Origin of the sequence: Paenibacillus sp. MAEPY2 (assembly GCF_000499205.1) — a bacterium.
Taxonomy (GTDB): Bacteria; Bacillota; Bacilli; order Paenibacillales; family Paenibacillaceae; genus Paenibacillus; species Paenibacillus vandeheii.
The window spans coordinates 30,559-53,036 of sequence record NZ_AWUK01000042.1 but is presented as its reverse complement, the minus strand read 5'-3'; the positions used below and the strand labels follow the sequence as shown (position 1 = coordinate 53,036).

At 47.1% G+C, this 22,478-nt stretch carries 22 protein-coding genes and 1 other annotated feature; all 22 genes read left to right on the top strand.

The features are described from left to right. Positions 1-107: 107 nt before the first annotated feature. The 22 genes from P364_RS0129475 (at position 108) to rpsL (ending at position 22,446) form a co-directional block, all read left to right on the top strand. On the top strand, positions 108-1,193 hold the full coding sequence (locus tag P364_RS0129475) for a PIN/TRAM domain-containing protein (protein WP_024633610.1): 1,086 nt from the start codon (positions 108-110) through the stop codon (positions 1,191-1,193). A 102-nt stretch (positions 1,194-1,295) separates the two neighbouring features. Then, on the top strand, positions 1,296-1,988 hold the full coding sequence (ispD, locus tag P364_RS0129470) for a 2-C-methyl-D-erythritol 4-phosphate cytidylyltransferase (RefSeq protein ID WP_024633609.1): 693 nt from the start codon (positions 1,296-1,298) through the stop codon (positions 1,986-1,988). Further along, the gene (gene ispF / locus P364_RS0129465; RefSeq protein WP_024633608.1) at positions 1,985-2,461 is read left to right on the top strand and encodes a 2-C-methyl-D-erythritol 2,4-cyclodiphosphate synthase; all 477 of its coding nucleotides are present in this window, start codon (positions 1,985-1,987) and stop codon (positions 2,459-2,461) included. The genes ispD and ispF overlap by 4 nt, the downstream gene beginning before the upstream one ends. A gap of 33 nt (positions 2,462-2,494) precedes the next feature. Beyond that, entirely contained in the window at positions 2,495-3,958 is a 1,464-nt protein-coding gene (gltX, locus tag P364_RS0129460; RefSeq protein WP_024633607.1) for a glutamate--tRNA ligase, read from the top strand. Positions 3,959-4,552: 594 nt separating this feature from the next. After that, on the top strand, positions 4,553-5,218 hold the full coding sequence (cysE, locus tag P364_RS0129455) for a serine O-acetyltransferase (protein WP_024633606.1): 666 nt from the start codon (positions 4,553-4,555) through the stop codon (positions 5,216-5,218). A gap of 29 nt (positions 5,219-5,247) precedes the next feature. Next, positions 5,248-6,648, top strand: coding sequence for a cysteine--tRNA ligase (gene cysS, locus P364_RS0129450; protein ID WP_024633605.1), 1,401 nt, complete (start codon positions 5,248-5,250; stop codon positions 6,646-6,648). Continuing rightward, positions 6,645-7,169: a Mini-ribonuclease 3 gene (locus P364_RS0129445; protein WP_024633604.1), complete on the top strand. Its 525-nt coding sequence runs from the start codon at positions 6,645-6,647 to the stop codon at positions 7,167-7,169. The genes cysS and P364_RS0129445 overlap by 4 nt, the downstream gene beginning before the upstream one ends. Before the next feature lie 86 nt (positions 7,170-7,255). Next, on the top strand, positions 7,256-8,002 hold the full coding sequence (gene rlmB, locus P364_RS0129440; protein ID WP_024633603.1) for a 23S rRNA (guanosine(2251)-2'-O)-methyltransferase RlmB: 747 nt from the start codon (positions 7,256-7,258) through the stop codon (positions 8,000-8,002). Between the two features lie 5 nt (positions 8,003-8,007). Continuing rightward, the gene (locus P364_RS0129435) at positions 8,008-8,529 is read left to right on the top strand and encodes an NYN domain-containing protein (RefSeq protein ID WP_024633602.1); all 522 of its coding nucleotides are present in this window, start codon (positions 8,008-8,010) and stop codon (positions 8,527-8,529) included. Positions 8,530-8,700: 171 nt separating this feature from the next. Then, a complete protein-coding gene (gene sigH / locus P364_RS0129430; protein ID WP_024633601.1) occupies positions 8,701-9,345 on the top strand; it encodes an RNA polymerase sporulation sigma factor SigH in 645 nt (214 codons plus the stop codon). A gap of 304 nt (positions 9,346-9,649) precedes the next feature. Continuing rightward, entirely contained in the window at positions 9,650-9,799 is a 150-nt protein-coding gene (rpmG, locus tag P364_RS37060) for a 50S ribosomal protein L33 (RefSeq protein WP_072735843.1), read from the top strand. A gap of 21 nt (positions 9,800-9,820) precedes the next feature. Continuing rightward, a complete protein-coding gene (secE, locus tag P364_RS0129425; RefSeq protein ID WP_024633600.1) occupies positions 9,821-10,012 on the top strand; it encodes a preprotein translocase subunit SecE in 192 nt (63 codons plus the stop codon). A gap of 22 nt (positions 10,013-10,034) precedes the next feature. Further along, positions 10,035-10,568 carry a transcription termination/antitermination protein NusG gene (gene nusG, locus P364_RS0129420; RefSeq protein WP_024633599.1) on the top strand — a complete coding sequence of 178 codons (534 nt, stop codon included), beginning with the start codon at positions 10,035-10,037 and terminating at the stop codon, positions 10,566-10,568. A gap of 68 nt (positions 10,569-10,636) precedes the next feature. After that, positions 10,637-11,062 carry a 50S ribosomal protein L11 gene (gene rplK / locus P364_RS0129415; RefSeq protein WP_024633598.1) on the top strand — a complete coding sequence of 142 codons (426 nt, stop codon included), beginning with the start codon at positions 10,637-10,639 and terminating at the stop codon, positions 11,060-11,062. A gap of 95 nt (positions 11,063-11,157) precedes the next feature. Beyond that, positions 11,158-11,850, top strand: coding sequence for a 50S ribosomal protein L1 (rplA, locus tag P364_RS0129410; RefSeq protein WP_024633597.1), 693 nt, complete (start codon positions 11,158-11,160; stop codon positions 11,848-11,850). Between the two features lie 67 nt (positions 11,851-11,917). Beyond that, positions 11,918-12,065 (top strand) — a sequence feature (ribosomal protein L10 leader region). Between the two features lie 24 nt (positions 12,066-12,089). Beyond that, positions 12,090-12,593: a 50S ribosomal protein L10 gene (gene rplJ, locus P364_RS0129405; RefSeq protein WP_024633596.1), complete on the top strand. Its 504-nt coding sequence runs from the start codon at positions 12,090-12,092 to the stop codon at positions 12,591-12,593. Between the two features lie 72 nt (positions 12,594-12,665). Beyond that, a complete protein-coding gene (gene rplL, locus P364_RS0129400; protein WP_024633595.1) occupies positions 12,666-13,028 on the top strand; it encodes a 50S ribosomal protein L7/L12 in 363 nt (120 codons plus the stop codon). Positions 13,029-13,124: 96 nt separating this feature from the next. After that, positions 13,125-13,742: a class I SAM-dependent methyltransferase gene (locus P364_RS0129395; protein ID WP_024633594.1), complete on the top strand. Its 618-nt coding sequence runs from the start codon at positions 13,125-13,127 to the stop codon at positions 13,740-13,742. Positions 13,743-14,134: 392 nt separating this feature from the next. Further along, positions 14,135-17,680 carry a DNA-directed RNA polymerase subunit beta gene (gene rpoB, locus P364_RS0129390; RefSeq protein WP_024633593.1) on the top strand — a complete coding sequence of 1,182 codons (3,546 nt, stop codon included), beginning with the start codon at positions 14,135-14,137 and terminating at the stop codon, positions 17,678-17,680. A gap of 112 nt (positions 17,681-17,792) precedes the next feature. Continuing rightward, positions 17,793-21,407 carry a DNA-directed RNA polymerase subunit beta' gene (gene rpoC / locus P364_RS0129385; protein WP_024633592.1) on the top strand — a complete coding sequence of 1,205 codons (3,615 nt, stop codon included), beginning with the start codon at positions 17,793-17,795 and terminating at the stop codon, positions 21,405-21,407. Between the two features lie 215 nt (positions 21,408-21,622). Continuing rightward, positions 21,623-21,871: a ribosomal L7Ae/L30e/S12e/Gadd45 family protein gene (locus tag P364_RS0129380; RefSeq protein ID WP_024633591.1), complete on the top strand. Its 249-nt coding sequence runs from the start codon at positions 21,623-21,625 to the stop codon at positions 21,869-21,871. A gap of 152 nt (positions 21,872-22,023) precedes the next feature. Beyond that, positions 22,024-22,446: a 30S ribosomal protein S12 gene (gene rpsL / locus P364_RS0129375; RefSeq protein WP_017692070.1), complete on the top strand. Its 423-nt coding sequence runs from the start codon at positions 22,024-22,026 to the stop codon at positions 22,444-22,446. Positions 22,447-22,478 lie beyond the last annotated feature (32 nt).

Below are 22,478 nucleotides of genomic sequence, written 5' to 3'. Positions count from 1 at the left end.
CGATTTCAACATTTCCAAAAAGTTCTTGTAAAGCGGGATTAGCAATCCGGGAATTGGATCATACTGGATATAAAGATGAAGATATATTGAAGGAGGTGCAGGGACTTATGTGGAAAAAAGGCATTTTAACTTTTACAGGATTGTGCGGTGCATGGTTCGGCTACACGGCATATCATCTGGCAGGAAAATCTGTCCCTTGGATGGCTGAATGGATTCAGTCAGCAGGACTGTTAGGGGCTGGGGTAGCAACGCTTTTAGGAGCAGTAATGTTTATGTCTGTATGTAACATCGGCGGAACAATAATGGCAACCAGACTGCAAAATGGGATTGATTCCCTGGCAAAGGTACCGATGAATGAATTAGCTGCAGGTGCCGCTGGTACCGTTGCTGGTTTACTGGTAGCCTTGCTTTTATATCCTTGTGTGGCATGGCTGGGGACGGCTGGAGAAGTGCTGCAGGTGGCACTGACGGTCGTAAGTAGCTATGCAGGCTATATGCTTGCCATGGCAAAGAAAGACGATCTGGCGGCATTCTGGATGTCAGGACGCTGGGGTCATCCCGAGGTGGACGAGGAAAGACGGCTGGAAGAGCACAAAATTTTGGATACCAGTGTCATTATCGATGGTCGCATCGCAGATATATGCAAAACCGGATTTATTGAGGGCACGATTGTAATCCCGGAATTCGTTCTGGAGGAATTGCAGCACATTGCTGATTCATCGGACTTGCTCAAGCGAAACAGAGGACGCAGAGGGCTTGATATACTGAATAAAATTCAGAAGGAATTGGATGTTAAAGTACTTATCTACGAAGGAGATTTCGAGGAAATTTCCGAAGTGGACAGCAAACTGGTCAAGCTCGCCAAGGTGCTTCAGGGTAAAGTCGTCACCAACGACTTCAACCTGAACAAGGTCTGCGAATTGCAAGGAGTATCCGTGTTAAACATCAACGATCTTGCCAATGCGGTTAAGCCGGTTGTATTACCGGGTGAGGAGATTATGGTGCAGATTATCAAGGATGGCAAGGAGCATGGTCAGGGTGTAGCCTATCTGGATGATGGCACAATGATTGTTGTGGAAGGCGGACGCGAGTACATCGGCATGATGATGGAAGTGCTGGTGACCAGCGTGCTGCAGACGTCAGCAGGACGAATGATTTTTGCCAAGCCGAAACTGTTGGAAAAAGCCCAATAAAGCGGTATGATGGGTAGTGTATCGTTTAACGATATTTTATATCGAAAGTAGATATTGTATATCTCTGAACGATAAACTGACAGACAAGGCAGGGATTGCGGCATGGATAAAGGGTGGGGTGTTGTCATTGTGGCAGCAGGTCGAGGGACCCGGATGGGAACGACCGAGAGCAAGCAGTTTCTGCTGCTGCAGGACAAGCCCGTTTTCATACATACGCTCGAAGTGTTTGCGGCTTTGGACGAGGTCAGCGAAATGGTGCTGGTCACAGGATCTGCCGATGTTGAACGCTGCCAGGATTGGGTAAAAGAATACCGACTGGAATCACGTGTCCGTGTCATCCCCGGAGGGAAAGAGAGACAGCATTCAGTCCACGAAGGCCTTAAGGCATTGGGGACGGATTGGGTCCTCGTTCACGACGGGGTACGCCCTTTTATAAACCGTGAGCAGATTATGGGGTGTATGCAGGCCGCCATGTCGGGTGGAGCAGCTGTACTGGCCGTTCCAGTGAAGGATACGATCAAACAAGTCAATGCGGAGGGAATCGTTACGGCGACGCCTGACCGCAGCAGTCTGTGGAGCATTCAAACCCCGCAGGCTTTTCGTCTTTCTTCCCTGGTGCTCGCATACGAATCGGCGGAACGGGACGGATTTCTCGGAACGGATGACGCGATGCTGGCTGAACGCCAGGGAATGTCGGTCAAGGTTGTGGAAGGCAGTTATACGAACATCAAATTAACGACGCCGGAAGATTTGGAATACGCTGCGTTTATCCTGGGGGGAGAGAAGAAGCGATGATACGTGTAGGACAAGGATTTGATGTACACCAGCTGGTAGAGGGACGCCCATGCATTATTGGCGGGGTGACGATTCCTTATGAAAAAGGACTGCTGGGCCACTCGGACGCAGACGTGTTGCTGCATGCCATTAGTGATGCTATTCTTGGCGCGCTTGCGCTTGGGGATATTGGCAAACACTTCCCGGATACCGATCCGGAGTTCAAGGATGCCGATAGCCTGAAACTGCTGGAGCATGTGTGGCAGTTGGTGAAGGATCGCGGATACCGTCTAGGGAACATCGATTCAACCATTATTGCACAGAAACCGAAGATGGCACCTTACGTTCCACAGATGGCTGAGATTATTGCCAAGGCACTGGAAGCGGATGTAACTCAGGTGAATGTCAAAGCGACAACAACAGAGCAACTGGGATTCCCCGGACGGGGAGAGGGCATAGCAGCCCAATCAGTTGTTTGCCTTGTTCGCGTGTGATATTATCAACCAATTAGAGACGGAGGGGATATTATGAGCACCGAAGTTCGCGTGCGTTACGCGCCAAGTCCAACGGGACACCTGCATATCGGGAACGCCCGTACAGCGCTGTTTAACTATTTGTATGCCAAACATAATAACGGCAAATTCATTATTCGTATTGAGGATACGGACGTGAAACGCAATATTGCCGGTGGTGAAGAAAGCCAGCTGAAATACCTGAAATGGCTCGGAATCGAGTGGGACGAAAGTATTGATGTCGGCGGAGAGTACGGACCATACCGTCAGACGGAACGTCTGGACATCTATCGTAAATATACGCAGGAATTGCTGGACAAAGGTCTGGCTTACCGCTGTTATTGCACAGAAGAAGAGCTGGAACAAGAACGCGAGGAACAGACAGCTCGTGGAGAAACACCGCGTTATTCGGGCAAACACCGTGATCTGACACCGGAGCAACAAAGTGCATTTGAAGCGGAAGGCCGTGTGGCAAGTATTCGTTTCCGTGTACCGACAGAACAGACATATACGTTTGATGATATGGTAAAAGGTACAATCTCATTCAACAGCAAGGAATCCGGCGACTTCGTTATTGTGAAAAAAGACGGCATTCCCACGTACAACTATGCAGTTGCTGTGGATGATCACCTGATGAAGATCTCTCACGTCCTGCGTGGAGAGGATCACATCTCTAACACACCGCGTCAACTGATGATCTATGAAGCGCTTGGCTGGGAGCCTCCGCAATTCGGGCATATGACGCTGATCGTGAATGAAAACCACAAAAAGCTGAGCAAACGGGATGAGTCCGTTATTCAGTTTATTGAACAATATGATCAGCTCGGCTATTTGCCGGAAGCGATGTTTAACTTCATCTCCCTGCTTGGCTGGTCGCCTGAAGGAGAAGAAGAGATCTTCTCGCAGGAGCAGTTAATCTCCATTTTTGATACGAAGCGTCTGTCCAAGAGCCCGGCGGTATTTGATACCCATAAGCTGGCTCACTTGAACAACCATTACATCAAAAATGCGGACCCGGATCGCATTGCCGAAATGGCGATTCCACATCTGCAAAAAGCGGGGCGTATTGCTACTGAGCTGTCTCCGGAACAGAAAGAATGGGCATATACGCTGGTTCACCTCTATCAGGAGCAGATGAATTCTGCCTCCGATATCGTAGAATTGTCGGAAGTGTTCTTCCGTTCCCACCTGGAGCTGGAAAGTGAAGGGGCCGCTGTACTGGCAGAAGAGCAGGTGCCAACCGTTCTGAAAGCATTTGCTGATAAGGTACAGGCAAGCGACGAATTTACACCAAGCAAGATGGCTGCGCTGATCAAGGAAGTTCAGAAGGAGACCGGATTTAAGGGTAAACAGCTGTTTATGCCAATCCGTGTTGCTCTGACAGGACAGACTCATGGCCGCGATCTAAACCAAACGATTGTATTGCTTGGCCGCGATACGGTTATTGATCGATTGTATGCTCAGGTTAAAGGCGCGTAAGAGTACCCCTGTTTTAGTTTGCTTTGGACTTAAGGGTGGAGCTTCGTTCAGACCGATATGAAGGAAGATTGTTGTCAGTCCATAACCTTTTCGCTATAATAGCAACACAAAGGTTAAATGGTATGATTTTATCATTCATCATAAAAACAGCAAAGACCGGGAGAAGTAGGCTGAACCGGACAGATTCAGAGAGGATGGTCCTGCAGTAGAGAACAAGATTCTTTGCTGCGGTGGCTGTGAGCCATCCGCTGTCCGCCAGTCGAAATGCACCCGTGAGCTGCACAGCCGAATCCGGCCCCGCCTCTTGTTTTGTAGAAGAGAGGAAAACGTCAGGATAGGTTGTGACGGTTGGTTCCCGTTACGGAACTGTTGAGGGTTCATTCTTGTGCAAGGATATGAGGCAGCTATAACACGCTGCTCAGTTCTTGTATGTTAAGGCATGAACCGAGCAGAGTGGGACCGCGATAAACGCCTCTGCAGCTTAAATAGCTGCAGGGGCGTTTTCTGTTTAGGTCGAGTCGGAAGTACACTACCATGAGGGCCGCGCCATCCGGTAAGCCGGAGGACGAAGACCTGAACAAGAGGGGAACGAGCATGTTCAAGAAGATCAGATCAGATATCCAGGCGGTGTTTGAAAACGATCCGGCGGCCCGGGGTTGGCTTGAGGTTGTATTTACCTACTCGGGGCTGCATGCGATATGGGCGCACCGGATGGCACACTTTTTATACAAGCGGAGATGGTTTTCTTTCGCCCGCTTCATTTCACAGGTCAGCCGTTTTATGACAGGCATCGAAATCCATCCTGGGGCTACCATTGGCAATCGGTTGTTTATTGACCATGGCATGGGAGTCGTAATTGGGGAAACGTGTGAAATCGGGGATGATGTTGTCATTTATCAGGGGGTAACGCTTGGCGGAACGGGTAAAGAAAAAGGGAAGAGACATCCGACAATTGGCAATAATGTGGTTATATCATCCGGGGCGAAGGTGCTTGGTTCCTTCAGTGTGGGGGATCAATGCAATATTGGTGCGAACTCGGTTGTTCTGAAGGAAGTCCCTTCAAACAGCACCGTTGTAGGCATACCGGGCAGAATCGTGAAGCAGGATGGGCGCCGGGTGGACCGTCTGAATCAGCAGCTTCCCGACCCGGTCATCGATTCCCTGCGCAGCATGCAGCAAGAGATCGAACAATTGCGTGAAGAAGTGCGTACTTTGAAGAGTACCCGTGAAAGTGAGTTTTCCCGTGGTACAATAGAATAATGATGGAAACGGATGAAAGGAAAGTGACTATGACGCTTCAAATTTACAATACGATGAGTCGTACCAAAGAGAATTTTATTCCCCAAGAGCCAGGAAAAGTGAAAATGTATGTGTGCGGGCCAACGGTATATGATTACATTCATATCGGAAATGCACGTCCGGTTATCTTTTTCGACACGGTTCGCGGATACCTGGAACAGACCGGTCATGAGGTGAACTATGTCGTGAACTTCACGGATGTCGATGACAAGCTCATTCGTAAAGCCGAGCAGCTTGGGACGGATGTTCCTCATGTCGCCGAGAAGTTTATTGCGGCTTATTACGAAGACCTCGAAGGGCTGGGTATTCCAAAGGCAAGCAGTAATCCTAGAGTAACGGAAAACATGCCGCTCATTATTGATTTTATCCGTGAGCTGGTTGAAAAGGACTTTGCCTATGAAAATGGCGGTGACGTATATTATCGCACAGGCAAATTCGCAGAGTATGGCAAACTGTCGAAGCAAAACCTTCAGGAATTACAGTTTGGAATTCGCATTGGTGTAGATGAGCGCAAAGAGCACCCGGAAGACTTTGTACTCTGGAAAGCTGCGAAGCTGGGTGAGATCTTCTGGTCCAGTCCGTGGGGCGATGGTCGTCCAGGCTGGCATATTGAGTGCTCTGCCATGGCACGGGAGTATCTGGGGGATACACTGGATATTCACGGTGGAGGACAGGATCTGCAGTTCCCGCACCATGAGTGCGAATGCGCTCAATCCGAGGTGTTGACGGGCAAACCGCTCGCAAACTACTGGATGCATAATGGATTTATCCGTATCGATAATGAAAAAATGTCGAAATCACTCGGTAACGGTGTGCTTGTTAAAGACCTTCGAAATCAATACAAACGCGAAGCCATTCGATACTTCATGTTGTCTACTCACTATCGCAATCCGTTGAACTTTACGGAAGATACGATGGAGCAGGCGCAGAACAGTGTAGACCGGATCGCTAATAGCGTGGGCAACCTGAAACATCGCTTGCAGGCTGTAAGTGTGGACCAGGCTGTGTCGGCAGAGTTCGCTGCTAGGCTGGAGCAAATTCGTCAGCAGTATCATCAAAAAATGCAGGATGACTTCAATACGCCTGATGCAATCACGGCGCTGTTTGAGTGGGCTGGGGAAGCTAACCAACTACTGCAGCAAGATGTGGTTAATGCTGCGGACATTCGTGCCCTGTTGGAATTGTTCAGTGAGCTGAATGCGGTGCTTCGCATTTATACCGAGGCGGAACCGGAACTCTTGGACGAAGAAATTGAACGTCTAATTGAAGAACGTAACGAAGCACGTAAGACCAAAAACTGGGCACGTGCTGATGAAATTCGGGATGAACTGTCTGCGCAGGGCATCTTGCTTGAGGATACGGCTCAAGGAATGAGATGGCGGCGCAAATGAGCGAGGAACAACTGAATAAGTTGTCTGAATCTGTCGAGCATGTCGAGCAACCAAAGGAACAACAGCCAGATGAACAGTCTCTGCAAGTTGACCAAGGGGGATGGTTTCCTTATCCCCCATCTCGGCCTGCACGGTTGATTCCACCCATTGCTCTTGCCTATATTGGGGATGCGGTATATGAGGTAGCCGTACGACAGTATCTGTTATCTAAAGCCAACATGCGCCCCAACCATCTGCACCGTAGTGCGACAGGCTTGGTATCGGCGAAGGCACAGAGCCGTATTCTCACTGGTATTGAGGCTGAGCTGACCGAGGAAGAGCGTGACATTGTCAGACAAGGTCGTAATGCCAAGTCCGGCAGTATTCCCAAAAACGCAGACGTTTTGGAATATAGACATGCCACAGCTTTGGAGTGTCTGATCGGTTACCTGTATAGCAGTGGTCGGCATGATCGCATGATTGAACTGATTCGTCAGGGTATCGAGCATGCCGAACAAAATTTGCAATTACCTACAAAATAATATTAATTACAACAAAAACAGCTCTGTAAGGTGCGCTGATCATGGCGTAGTGAATTACAAGGCGTTATAGAGAGGATCGAATAAAGATGGAAGAAGAATGGATCGCCGGTAAACACTCCGTGACGGAGGCGCTGCGTTCAGGCCGGACCATTAATAAAATATGGATTGCAGATACCGCGCAAAAACATCTGACTCAACCGATTATCACGGAAGCGAAAAAACTGGGTATTGTTATTCAGCATGTAGACAAGCGTAAACTGGATCAGACGGTCCCGGGCGTTCAACACCAGGGAGTGGTGGCGCAAGCGGCACCTTACGCTTATGTGGAGGTTGAAGACATTCTTGCTGCAGCGGCTGCAAAAAATGAACATCCATTTTTGATTTTGCTGGATGAGATTGAAGATCCTCATAATCTTGGATCAATTTTGCGGACGGCCGACTGCACAGGTGCCCATGGTGTCATTGTACCCAAACGGCGCTCAGCTGCAGTTACAGTGACCGTATCCAAAACATCTGCAGGTGCGGTAGAGTACGTGCCCGTTGCTCGTGTAAGCAATCTTGGTCAAACCATTGATCGTCTTAAGGAAGAGGGCGTGTGGGTTGTGGGTACGGATGTTGCTGCTCAGGAGAGCGTGTTCGGGAACGGAGTCTTTACAGGCCCGGTAGCCCTCGTGATCGGGAACGAGAACAAAGGGATGGGACGGCTCATTCGTGAAAAATGTGATGTGCTGATCAAATTGCCGATGCAAGGACAGATTAATTCCCTGAATGCTTCCGTGGCAGCGGGGGTTGTCATGTATGAAGTGCTCCGCTCGCGCCAAGCGCAGGACTAGAAGATATGGCTGATTCCCGTGATGTGCTTCTTGTAGACGGGTACAACATGATTGGTGACTGGCCGGAGCTATCCCGATTGGCGGAGAGTGGGTTGGAGGAGGCCCGCAACAGGCTTCTCTCTCGTCTAGCCGACTATCAGGCATTCTCCGGCTTGAGAGTCATTGTTGTTTTTGACGCCTACCTCGTGCCAGGACTCGGTAAATCCTTTACACAGAGCAAAGTACAGATCTTTTTCACAAAGGAAAGAGAGACGGCAGACGAATGCATTGAGAGACTCGTTCGGGAACTAAGCACGCGAAGACGCCAAATCTATGTGGCTACAAGTGATATGGTAGAGCAGCATGTCATTTTTGGACAGGGAGCTCTGCGTGTATCCGCAAGGGAATTGCTCATCGAAGTAGAGCAGAACGAAAAAGAGTTACAGAAACGTCTGGAAGAAGATCAGGCTAAAGCGACGCGAAATACGCTCGGCGGGAAGTTAAGTCCGGATGTTTTGAAGCAGTTTGAGCGATGGCGCCGGGAATAACAGCACGGTTTTACAGAAATTAGAATTTTGAAACTCTTGACAATTATGTTATTGATGTTCTTTTTTAGGCAGAGCGTGGTTGACGGTGTGAGGTACCATCATATATACTGATCCTATATTTCATAGAGTAGAGTAACGGGGTACCTTGCGTTGCAGCCGGAGGGATTGTCTGTGAGTGTCGACCTCAAAGATATCATGTTATCCAAGTATGATTACCAAAGTGACGAAGACATTGTCGAAGCGGTCCGTGAAGGTGAAAGCGAAGCGCTGGAGTTTTTGATTAACAAATATCGTAACTTTGTACGCGCCAAGGCAAGATCTTATTTTCTGATTGGAGCTGACCGGGAGGATATCATTCAAGAAGGAATGATTGGACTCTATAAATCCATTAGGGATTTCAAAGGGGACAAGCTCGCTTCTTTCAAAGCTTTCGCCGAGTTGTGTATTACACGACAGATTATTACGGCAATCAAGACAGCAACACGTCAGAAGCATATTCCGCTTAATTCTTATGTATCACTGGACAAGCCTATTTATGACGAAGAGTCCGATCGTACGTTACTCGATGTGATTTGTGGAACACAGGTCAGCGATCCGGAAGAGCTTATCATCAATCAGGAAGAGTTTGTGGGCCTGGAAGATAAGATGTCTGAGATTCTGAGTGATCTGGAACGTAAAGTATTGATGTTGTATCTGGACGGGAGATCTTATCAAGAGATTGCAGTGGATTTGGACAGACATGTGAAGTCCATTGATAATGCACTTCAGCGCGTGAAGCGCAAACTTGAAAAGTACCTGGAAGTTCGAGATAATTGAACACATGTTGTCGTTGACGGAAAAGGCTCGGGGTTTGAGTCTTTTTTTGCTGCCTCAAGTTTATAAAGTAAAAGAATGATTATACTAGTAATCGCTTGGTCCATGCAGGAGAAGAGAAAAAACAGAGATGCGAAACCAAATGTGTTTGTAAGGAACTTTTACCCAATGATGAGAGGCTAATCTTTCATTGACAGGGTTATACCCATATGATAAAGTGTTTTAGGTAGGCCTAAATTCGCGGCTTTTTTTTAGGATCAATTTAGAGACTCCGCTTCAATGTGGAAGTCTTCGGGAGGTGTACATCATGCGGGTAATTATTACTTTGGCTTGTACGAATTGCAAACAAAGAAATTACACTACGACGAAAAACAAGCGTAATCACCCCGACCGCATGGAGATGAAGAAATTTTGCAAGTTTTGTAACGAGCAGACTTCTCATCGCGAAACCAGATAGTTTTTTGGAGGTGTAGTCGGCGTGAAACGTAGTTTCAAATCTCTGATTTCCTTTTTCTCTGAAAGCTGGGCTGAACTTAAAAAAGTTCGCTGGCCTAATCGTAAAGAGCTGACCAACTACACATTGATCGTTCTTGGTACTGTTGTGGTTATGACGCTGTTTTTTTGGGTCGTTGATATCGGCATCTCCGCTGTGATCGAAGCGATTATTTAAGAAGGGTCCCAGGTGGCTTGATATGGAAAAAAGATGGTACGTCGTTCATACCTATTCAGGGTATGAGAATAAGGTCAAAGCCAATTTGGAAAAACGCGTAGAGTCCATGGGCATGGAAGACAAGATTTTCCGCGTTCTTGTTCCTATGGAAGAAGAAGTGGTGAACAAAGACGGTAAGAAAAAAACCGTTATGCGTAAAGTTTACCCCGGTTATGTCTTGGTCGAAATGGTCCAGACGGATGACTCTTGGTATGTTGTTCGCAACACACCAGGTGTTACGGGATTTGTCGGTTCGACAGGTTCCGGGTCCAAACCAACAGCCTTGCTGCCTGAAGAAGTGGAACAAATTCTGAAGCATATGGGCATGGTTGAGCCGAAGCCTAAAATTGAATTCGATATTAAGGAATCCGTACGTATTAAAGTTGGTCCTTTTGCGAATTTTGTGGGCTCCGTGGAAGAAATCTTGGTAGACAAAAGCAAGTTGAAAGTGCACGTGAACATGTTTGGACGGGAAACACCGCTTGAGTTGGAATACACGCAAGTGGAGAAGATATAGTTTCTTCAAGTTTCTTGTGGGAGGGCTGAGAGGCCCGTTAACCACTATTTTGCAAGGAGGTGTCAATCATGGCAAAAAAGGTAATCAAAATGGTAAAACTGCAAATTCCAGCAGGTAAAGCGAATCCAGCGCCTCCGGTAGGTCCAGCTTTGGGTCAAGCAGGTGTCAACATCATGGCATTCTGTAAAGAGTTCAACGCTCGTACAGCCGATCAAGCGGGATTGATTATTCCTGTTGAAATCACAGTATTCGAAGACCGTTCCTTTACTTTCATTACTAAAACTCCACCAGCAGCAGTTCTGTTGAAAGTGGCAGCTAAAGTAGAAAAAGGATCCGGCGAACCGAACAAGAAAAAAGTAGCTACCGTTAAACGTGATGCGGTACGTCAAATCGCGGAACAAAAAATGCCTGACCTGAATGCTGCTGACGTTGAGTCTGCAATGCGTATGGTCGAAGGTACTGCCCGCAGCATGGGTATCACCATCGAAGACTAATTTTTCATCTGAAACATGGCTTCGTAAAGCCGGCCGATTCGCGGCCGGTTGATGTGGGAGGTATATCCGCTAACACCACAAAGGAGGAATATAACATGGCTAAACACGGTAAAAAATACCTGGAAGCTGCCAAGCTGATTGACAGCGAAGCAACTTACGAGCCTTCAGAAGCTGTAGAGCTTGTGAAAAAGGCAGCCACTGCAAAATTCGATGAAACGATCGAAGCAGCAGTACGCTTGGGCGTTGACCCACGTAAACAAGACCAGGCAGTACGTGGTGTTGTTGTCTTGCCACACGGCACAGGTAAAACACAACGCGTATTGGTATTTGCAAAAGGTGACAAAGCGAAAGAAGCGGAAGCGGCTGGCGCGGACTATGTTGGTGATGCAGACATGATCAACAAAATCCAACAAGGCTGGTTCGAATTCGACGTCTGCGTAGCGACACCGGACATGATGAGTGAAGTAGGTAAATTGGGCCGACTGCTCGGCGGTAAAGGTCTGATGCCTAACCCTAAAGCCGGAACGGTAACTTTCGATGTATCCAAGGCTGTTCAAGAAATCAAAGCCGGTAAAATCGAATATCGTCTGGATCGTGCAGGTCAAATTCATGCACCGATCGGTAAAGCTTCTTTCTCTGCAGAGCAACTGAATGAGAACCTTAAAGCTCTCATGGATGCTTTGACTCGTGCTAAACCGGCGGCAGCAAAAGGTGTTTATCTGAAGAATGTAAGTCTTTCTTCCACGATGGGCCCTGGAGCACGCGTGAACGCAGCATCTTTTAGATAATATCACTTGACAGGCTTGTCCTGTTCTGATAATCTATAAAAGTTGTGAGTCCGAGTGACTGACCGTTGACATTTGAATATGCTTACCGTAGACAGTAGGTGCCATTTTGGCTTAATTCCCTGCCGAGGTGTGATTATAGAACTTAGAACGATGCAAATCGGTTATGAGTATATATCAAGCCTTCGTGATTCTACGGAGGCTTTTCTTATTGGGATAAATTTGATCAGGAGGTGTACAGTTTGGCAAACGCAAAAGTGATTCAAGCAAAACAAGAATCCGTTGATGCAGTAACAGCAAAATTGCGCGAGAGCGCTACTAGCGTTGTTGTTGACTATCGCGGTTTGAACGTTGCCCAAGTAACTGAGCTGCGTAAGCAGCTTCGTGAAGCCGGAATCGAATTCCAAGTGCTGAAAAACTCGTTGCTTCGCCGCGCAGCAGCTGCAGCAGAACTGACAGAACTTAACGAAGTACTGTCAGGTCCTAGTGCAATTGCATTCAGCGTAGACGACGTAGTGGCTCCAGCCAAAATTCTGAACGACTTCGCGAAAAAGAACGATGCACTGGAATTGAAAGGTGCAGTCGTAGAAGGTCGCGTAATTGGAGTAGAAGAAGTCAAAGCATTGGCAGAATTGCCATCCCGCGAAGGTCTCCTCTCCATGCTCCTCAGCGTGCTTCAAGCGCCAGTGCGCAACTTCGCGCTTGCGGTTAAAGCTGTTGCTGATAAAGAAGAACAAGGCGCGTAAGCAACTTGATCTGAATGCTGCTTAGCAGTGATGAATTACAAAAAAAATAATATTATATATGGAGGTTCAATCATGAGTAAAGAGCAAATCTTGGAAGCAATCAAAGGCATGACTGTACTGGAACTGAATGATCTCGTTAAAGCAATCGAAGAAGAATTCGGCGTAACTGCTGCAGCTCCAGTAGCTGTTGCAGGTGGCGGAGCTGCTGCAGCTGAAGCTGAGCAATCCGAGTTCGACGTAATCTTGACTAGCGCTGGTGCTTCCAAAATCAACGTTATCAAAGCAGTTCGCGAAATCACAGGTCTTGGCCTGAAAGAAGCAAAAGAAGTAGTTGACAACGCTCCAAAAGCGTTGAAAGAAAAAGTTAGCAAAGAAGAAGCAGAAACGGTTAAAGCTAAGCTTGAAGAAGCAGGCGCTTCAATCGAAGTTAAATAATTTGGCTTTCATTAGCTAAATGAACAAAACAACAAACCCCTTGACTTATATCAAGGGGTTTGTTGCTGTAATTGTAAATGGAAAGTGAGTGAGGACATGTCCAATCATTATTATTCGGACAAACCGCAGGTGGCACATGACAGACGGGCTACAGAAGCGGAGCTACGCGGATGGAAATTACGACTCGTTACGGATGCAGGGGTATTTTCCAAAAACGGAATCGATTACGGCAGCAGAGTGCTGATTGATGCTATAGAGTTGCCTGCTGGAGCTCATGTACTGGATGTGGGTTGCGGGTATGGGCCAATTGGTCTTACAGCAGCTAAACTTGTACCGGATGGACATGTCACCATGATCGATATCAATGAGAGAGCCGTTGAGCTTTCCAAGGAAAATGCAAAAGCGAATGGCATAACGAATGTAACGGTTATGCAAAGCAATCTTCTGGCAGAAGTTAAAAAGGAAGACTTTGACGCGATTCTAACGAATCCTCCGATCCGTGCGGGTAAGGAAACCGTGCATACGATCTTTGAACAGGCGTATCGTCATTTGAAGGTGGGCGGAGCGTTATGGATTGTCATTCAGAAAAAGCAGGGAGCACCTTCGGCAAAAGCGAAGCTGGAATCTCTCTTTGGACGAGTGGAGGAAGTAACGAAGGATAAAGGCTACCGAATTTTCAAAGCGGTAAAATTGGAAGAGGCGCCTTTAGGCTAAATCCTGATTTGTAAAGTAAGCAGGGGAGCATTTTTTTTGCAATAGGACTATTGACTTGAAATTCAGGTCGTGGTATTATTGTAAAATGTCAGTATTAAGATGCCCTATTTGGCTTTAGCTAACTAAAAATGTCAACCTTTTTTACGCCGAACGGGCTTATTATGCCAACGTTTGGCGTATAATATGTACATTTTGGGCAAACTGGGGATAAGTATGTTTTGGAAAGACATCCGCCGATCAAAGTTGCTCTTTTTTCGAACGACATTCGAGTAAGGGCTTTTCTTTATTTGTGGATGCATTGCTTTGCTCTGTATGTGTACCATTATAAGGTTACAAACAGAGGTTCGCAACGAAATTTTTAAAGTGAGTAGACATTGAGGGGTGAGTTTAAGTTGGCAGGACATCTTGTTCAATATGGTCGACGCACTCGGCGCAGTTATGCACGAATTAACGAGATACTCGAAGTTCCGAACCTGATTGAAATCCAACAAAAATCTTACGATTGGTTTTTGGAGGAAGGGTTGCGCGAAATGTTCCAGGATATCTCGCCGATCCAGGATTTTACAGGTAACTTGATTTTGGAATTTATCGACTACAGTCTCGGTGAACCGAAGTATACAGTAGATGACGCGAAAGAGCGCGACGTTACTTATGCAGCACCGCTTCGGGTCAAAGTCCGGCTCATTAATAAGGAAACCGGCGAAGTCAAAGAGCAGGAAGTATTCATGGGAGATTTCCCGCTGATGACCGACACCGGCACATTTATTATTAATGGTGCGGAACGGGTTATTGTCAGCCAGTTGGTTCGCTCTCCTAGCGTTTACTTCAGTACCAAAGTAGATAAAAACGCCAAAAAAACGTATACCGCTACAGTTATTCCTAACCGCGGCGCTTGGCTCGAACTGGAGATGGACGCGAAGGATGTTGTTTACGTCCGGATCGACCGCACACGTAAAATACCGGTGACGGTTCTCCTGCGTGCACTTGGTTTTGGCACAGACGCTGAGATTCTGGATCTGCTCGGTAATGACGAATATATCCGCAACACGCTGGACAAAGACAATACGGATTCTACGGAGAAAGCGCTGATTGAGATTTATGAGCGTCTTCGTCCGGGCGAGCCGCCAACGCTTGATAATGCGAAAAGCTTGCTCGTCGCTCGTTTCTTTGATCCAAAACGTTATGACCTTGCTAATGTGGGTCGTTACAAAATCAACAAAAAGCTGCACATCAAGAACCGTTTGTTCAACCAACGTTTGGCTGAGTCTCTTGTGGATACCGAAACCGGTGAAATCATTGCCGAAGCAGGTCAAATGATAGACCGTCGTCTGTTGGATGAAATCATGCCGCAACTGGAGAAAAGTGTTGGTTTCCGCACATATCATGTGGCTAACGGCGTTTTGGATGCCAATGATATCCCGATGCAAACGATTGATGTGTTTTCACCGATTGAGGATGGTAAGGTCGTTAAACTGATTGCCAATGCTAACATTGATAAATCAGTGAAGAACGTTACACCAGCTGATATCATTTCCTCTATCAGTTACTTCATTAACCTTTTGCATGGCATCGGAAGCACAGATGATATCGATCACCTGGGTAACCGTCGTCTTCGCTCGGTTGGTGAACTCTTGCAAAACCAATTCCGTATCGGTTTATCCCGTATGGAACGTGTAGTTCGTGAGAGAATGTCCATTCAGGATGCTAACGTAATCACGCCTCAGGCTTTGATTAACATACGTCCTGTTATCGCATCCATTAAAGAGTTCTTCGGTAGCTCCCAATTGTCACAGTTTATGGATCAAACGAACCCATTGGGTGAGTTGACGCATAAACGCCGTCTGTCCGCTCTCGGACCAGGTGGTTTGACGCGTGAGCGTGCCGGCATGGAAGTCCGTGACGTGCATCCATCCCACTATGGCCGGATGTGTCCAATCGAGACACCAGAGGGACCAAACATTGGTTTGATCAACTCATTGTCGACATTTGCCCGTGTGAACGAATATGGTTTCATTGAAGCTCCTTATCGCTGGGTAGATCCGAAGACTGGTGTCGTAACCGAGCAAATCGATTACCTGACAGCAGACGAAGAGGACAACTATGTAATCGCTCAAGCGAATGCGAAGCTGAATGAAGATAGTACATTTGAAGAAGAAGCGATCATTGTACGTTACAACAAGCAGTCGGATAACATCCTTACGATGCCGAGTGAGCGCGTTGACTACATGGACGTATCTCCTAAACAAGTTGTATCCGTCGCTACGGCGCTCATTCCGTTCCTAGAGAACGATGACTCCAACCGTGCGCTCATGGGATCAAACATGCAGCGGCAGGCCGTTCCACTCTTGATTCCAAAAGCACCGCTTGTCGGAACAGGTATGGAACATAAAGCCGCGAAAGATTCCGGTGTATGTATTGTCTCCAAATATGACGGGATTATTGAACGTTCTTCTGCGAATGAAATTTGGTTGCGTCGTATTGAAGAAGTCGATGGTCAAGAAGTCAAAGGCGATATCGTTAAATATAAATTACACAAATTTATGCGTTCGAACCAAGGAACATGCATTAACCAACGTCCGATTGTCAAAAGAGGTGCTGTTGTCAAAGCTGGCGACATCCTTGCAGACGGTCCTTCGACGGAAATGGGTGAATTGGCACTGGGACGTAACGTCGTTGTTGCTTTCATGACTTGGGAAGGTTACAACTACGAGGATGCGATCCTGCTCAGCGAAAAACTCGTGAAGGAAGATGTCTACACATCGATCCATATCGAGGAGTATGAGTCTGAAGCACGTGATACTAAGCTCGGACCTGAAGAGATCACGCGTGACATCCCTAACGTTGGGGAAGAAGCGCTGCGTAATCTGGATGAGCGCGGTATTATCCGTATTGGTGCAGAAATCAGTGCTGGTGACATTCTGGTTGGTAAAGTAACACCAAAAGGTGTAACAGAACTGACTGCAGAAGAGCGTCTCCTTCATGCAATCTTTGGTGAGAAAGCACGTGAAGTACGTGATACTTCCTTGCGTGTACCTCACGGTACTGACGGTATCGTAGTCGATGTAAAAGTCTTCACCCGTGAAAATGGTGATGAACTGCCTCCAGGTGTTAACCAGCTCGTTCGTGTCTATATTGCTCAAAAACGGAAAATTTCCGAGGGTGATAAAATGGCCGGACGTCACGGTAACAAAGGGGTCGTGGCCCGTATCCTGCCGGAAGAAGATATGCCTTTCCTGCCAGACGGTACACCAGTTCAAATCGTTCTTAACCCGCTGGGCGTACCTTCCCGGATGAACATCGGTCAAGTGCTTGAAGTTCACTTGGGTATGGCAGCCATGCAGCTCGGTATTCACGTAGCTACTCCTGTATTCGACGGAGCGAAGGAGTATGACGTCTTCGATACGATGGAAGAAGCAGGTATGCAGCGGAATGGTAAAACCGTTCTGTACGACGGTCGTACGGGAGAAGAGTTCGAACGTGAAGTTACTGTTGGCGTCATGCACATGATCAAGCTGGCGCACATGGTTGACGATAAAATCCATGCTCGTTCCACAGGTCCTTACTCACTCGTTACGCAACAGCCTCTGGGTGGTAAAGCCCAGTTCGGTGGACAACGTTTCGGGGAGATGGAAGTATGGGCGCTTGAGGCTTATGGTGCGGCCTATACACTGCAAGAAATCTTGACTGTTAAGTCCGATGACGTTGTAGGTCGGGTGAAAACATATGAGTCCATCGTCAAAGGCGAGAATGTTCCGGAACCAGGTGTTCCTGAGTCATTCAAAGTATTGATCAAAGAGCTGCAAAGCTTGGGTATGGACGTTAAGATTTTGAGCGAAGATGAGCAAGAGATTGAAATGAAAGAAATGGACGATGAAGATGACGCTGCGAGCGATAAGCTCAGCCTCAACCTTGAGGGTACAGAGGTCGGAGCGGAGTAACCGCTTCGGGCGCATGATGACCGGCGTTTTTCATCAGGCTCGCGTCTTGCTCCGGCTTCGGCCGGAGGGGGCGTAACCTAGAATACAGGACTTGGTTAAGGAGGGTTGCTCCTTGTTGGACGTCAACAATTTCGAATACATGAAGATCGGGCTTGCTTCCCCAGAAAAAATTCGTTCTTGGTCCCGCGGAGAAGTGAAAAAACCGGAAACGATCAACTATCGTACGTTGAAACCGGAAAAAGAAGGGCTGTTCTGCGAAAAGATTTTTGGCCCTACAAAAGACTGGGAATGTCATTGCGGTAAATACAAACGCGTCCGTTATAAAGGCGTTGTCTGTGATCGCTGTGGCGTTGAAGTCACACGTGCGAAAGTACGCCGCGAACGGATGGGCCATATTGAGCTCGCTGCTCCGGTATCGCATATCTGGTACTTCAAAGGTATTCCGAGCCGCATGGGTCTCGCTTTGGATATGTCTCCAAGATCTCTCGAGGAGATTATTTATTTTGCATCATATGTAGTAACTGATCCAGGAGAAACTCCACTGGAGAAAAAACAGCTGTTGTCCGAGAAAGAATACCGCAGCTACCGTGAGAAATACGGATATGGGTTCCAGGCTGGTATGGGCGCAGAAGCAGTTAAAAAATTGCTTCAAGACCTTGATATAGACAAAGAGCTTGAATTCCTTAAGGAAGAGCTCCGCACTGCTCAAGGACAACGTCGTAACCGTGCTATCAAACGTCTGGAAGTAATCGAAGCATTCCGCAACTCGGGTAATAAACCTGAATGGATGATCATGGATGTACTTCCTGTTATCCCGCCGGAACTTCGTCCGATGGTACAGCTGGATGGTGGACGTTTTGCAACGTCTGACCTGAATGACCTGTATCGCCGTGTAATTAACCGGAACAACCGTCTGAAACGTTTGCTTGATTTGGGCGCGCCAGACATTATCGTGCAAAATGAAAAACGGATGCTTCAGGAAGCTGTTGATGCATTAATTGACAACGGCCGTCGTGGACGCCCTGTAACGGGTCCTGGTAACCGTCCATTGAAATCTCTCAGCCATATGCTGAAAGGTAAACAAGGACGTTTCCGTCAGAACTTGCTCGGTAAACGGGTTGACTATTCTGGTCGTTCCGTTATCGTAGTTGGACCTTACCTGAAAATGTATCAGTGTGGTCTGCCTAAAGATATGGCACTTGAACTGTTCAAGCCTTTCGTTATGAAAGAGCTTGTAAATAAAGGGCTTGCCCACAACATCAAGAGCGCTAAACGTAAAGTTGAGCGCGTAAGTCCTGAAGTATGGGATGTTCTTGAAGAAGTTATCAAGGAGCACCCGGTTCTTCTGAACCGTGCCCCTACGCTTCACCGTCTCGGTATTCAAGCATTTGAACCGATTCTTGTTGAAGGTAAAGCAATTCGTCTTCACCCACTCGTATGTACGGCATACAATGCCGACTTTGACGGTGACCAAATGGCCGTGCACGTTCCATTGTCCGCTGAAGCTCAAGCGGAAGCACGTATTTTGATGCTTGCATCAGGTAACATTTTGAACCCGAAAGACGGTAAACCGGTTGTTACCCCTTCCCAGGATATGGTGCTTGGTTCTTACTACCTGACCATGGACAACAAGGAAGAAAAGGGAACAGGCATGATCTTGCGTACGGTTAACGAGGCTGTGTCCGCGTACCAACGTGGTACTGCAGGACTGCATGCACGTGTAGCCATCCCGGTTAGAGCGCTTGGCAAAACAATCTTCACCGAAGAGCAACAAGATGCAATGTTGCTGACTACCATCGGCAAAATCATCTTTAATGAGATCTTCCCGGCAAGCTTCCCTTACATCAATGATGCAACTCGTGCGAACCTTTACCAAGGTACTGCAGAGCATTCATTTGTTTATGAGAAGGGTGCTGACCTTAGAGAAGCGATCATGAATGCTCCTTTGGCTGGTGGTGTCGGTAAAGAATATCTCGGTTCTATCATCGCGCGTTGTTTTGAAATTTATCACACAACGGAAACTGCCGTTATTTTGGATAAAATCAAACAACTCGGATTCACGTATTCCACTCGTGCGGGTATCACTGTAGCGGTGTCGGATGTTATCGTTCCACCTGAGAAATTTGAAATCCTTAGACAGTCTGAGGAAAAAGCACAAATCGTTACGAACCAGTACCGTCGTGGTCTGATTACGAACGAAGAGCGCTATGACCGCATCATTGATATCTGGTCGAAATCGAAAGATGATATCACCGAGATTCTGATGAAATCGATGGATCGTTACAACTCCATCATGATGATGGTTGACTCCAAAGCACGGGGTAACAAATCGCAAATCACCCAATTGGGCGGTATGCGTGGTCTGATGGCCAACCCGTCTGGTCGAATCATTGAACTCCCAATCAAATCGAACTTCCGTGAAGGTCTGACGGTACTCGAGTACTTTATCTCGACTCACGGTGCCCGTAAAGGTTTGGCCGATACGGCCCTGCGTACAGCGGATTCAGGTTACCTGACTCGTCGTCTCGTAGACGTGGCACAAGACGTGATCGTGCGTGAAGATGATTGTGGTACTGATAAAGGCTTTACGGTAAGTCGTATCCAGGATGGTAAAGAGGTTATTGAGGATCTCTACGATCGTATTGAAGGCAGATACTGCTTCGAGACTGTTCGTCATCCGGAAACAAAAGAAATTATTGCACACCGCAATGAGCTGATTGACTCTGATAAAGCTGAAGCAATCATCAAAGCTGGCGTAACCAAACTGCAAATCCGCTCCGTACTTAGCTGCCGTGCACGTCACGGTGTCTGCAAGAAGTGTTATGGTCGCAACTTGGCGACTGGTAAACACGTGGAGATCGGTGAAGCAGTTGGTATTATTGCAGCACAATCCATTGGTGAGCCAGGAACACAGCTGACAATGCGTACATTCCACACCGGTGGTGTAGCCGGAGACGATATTACGCAAGGTTTGCCGCGTATCCAGGAGTTGTTTGAGGCTCGTAATCCTAAGGGTCAGGCAACAATCAGTGAAATCGATGGTGTTGTTAAAGAAATTCGCGAAGCGAAAGATCGTCGCGAAATTGAAATTCAAGGTGAAGCAGAATCCAAAGTATACTCTGTTACCTACGGTTCCCGTGTACGCGTTAGCGAAGGCATGGAAATTGAAGCAGGCGACGAGTTGACAGATGGTTCTATCGATCCAAAAGAAATGCTGCGCATTAAAGGCGTACGTGGCGTGCAGAACTACATTTTGCAGGAAGTACAACGCGTATACCGTAACCAAGGCGTAGAAATCAATGACAAACACGTTGAAGTTATGATCCGTCAAATGTTGCGTAAAATCCGTATCGTCGATGCAGGGGACACTACGTTGTTGCCAGGATCGTTCGTGGATACGCATGAGTACGAAAGAGCTAACAAAACAGCGATTCTGAGTGATAAAGAGCCTGCGGTTGCGAAACCAATCCTGCTCGGTATTACGAAAGCATCCCTGGAAACAGACTCCTTCCTCTCGGCGGCTTCGTTCCAAGAGACTACACGTGTACTGACAGATGCAGCGATCAAAGGTAAAGTCGATCAGTTGCTCGGTCTGAAAGAGAATGTAATCATCGGTAAATTGATTCCTGCAGGTACAGGTATGCACCGTTACCGCAGCATCAAATTTGCTGAGCCGGAAGATGGTCAATCTTCAGTTGAAGAACTTGAACCAGTTTCGGTTGATTAAGATATTTAACTAGATTCATCCTTATCATAAGGTTGAACTAGAGTTTTGTACGCCGGGAGACGACGGCTGTTTCGTACAGAAGGATGTTTCCCGGTGTGGCAAAACTTTAAATAAAATGTTTTAGGATTAGCATTGACATTGCTTGCGCTAGATGCTAATATATCAAAGGTGCGTGAGTAGCTGATTGTATTTGGTCCTATTCGGAGGAATGAACAATGTCTAATGAAAAAGGTCTGCAAGATGCTCATGTCAAAATAGGTACCAAACAGACCACGCGGATGGTTCAGACAGGTATGGCTTCTGAAGTTTATGTGGCTGAAGATTGTGATCCGCAGCTTACTTCCAAAATCATTGCCTTGTGTGAACAACACAATGTGAAGTGCACGAAAGTGGACACAATGAAAAATCTCGGCAAAGCTTGCGGGATTGGAGTAGGAGCAGCAATGGCTGCTGTCGTAAAATGATACGGTAAGGAACGTTTTTGTCCGAGAACTTTTAGGGATTCTCCAAGGCAAAAACTTTTCATTTGTCTTTTTATGAACCGCCTGGGTCTGTGGACTTAGCATAAGAGGTTTATAAAGAAACATGAACAATTGAGGAAGGGGGTGGCAATCACATGCCAACTATTAACCAACTGGTACGTAAAGGACGTCAAGCTAAAGTTGAAAAGTCCAAATCACCAGCTTTGCAAAAAGGGTTCAATGCTTTGAAACGTGAATCAACTAACATCAGTGCCCCACAAAAACGTGGTGTCTGCACTCGTGTAGGTACAATGACTCCACGTAAACCAAACTCTGCACTTCGTAAGTATGCCCGTGTTCGTTTGACGAACCGTCTCGAGGTAACTGCTTATATCCCGGGTATCGGACATAACCTTCAAGAGCACAGTGTTGTGTTGATCCGTGGAGGTAAAGTTAAAGACCTTGCAGGGGTTCGTTATCACATCGTTCGCGGAGCTCTTGATACTGCAGGCGTGAACAACCGTATGCAAGCTCGTTCGAAATACGGTGCTAAACGTCCAAAAGCTAAAAAAGCCTAAAATATTATAAGTAGCAGTCCTGAATATCTTCT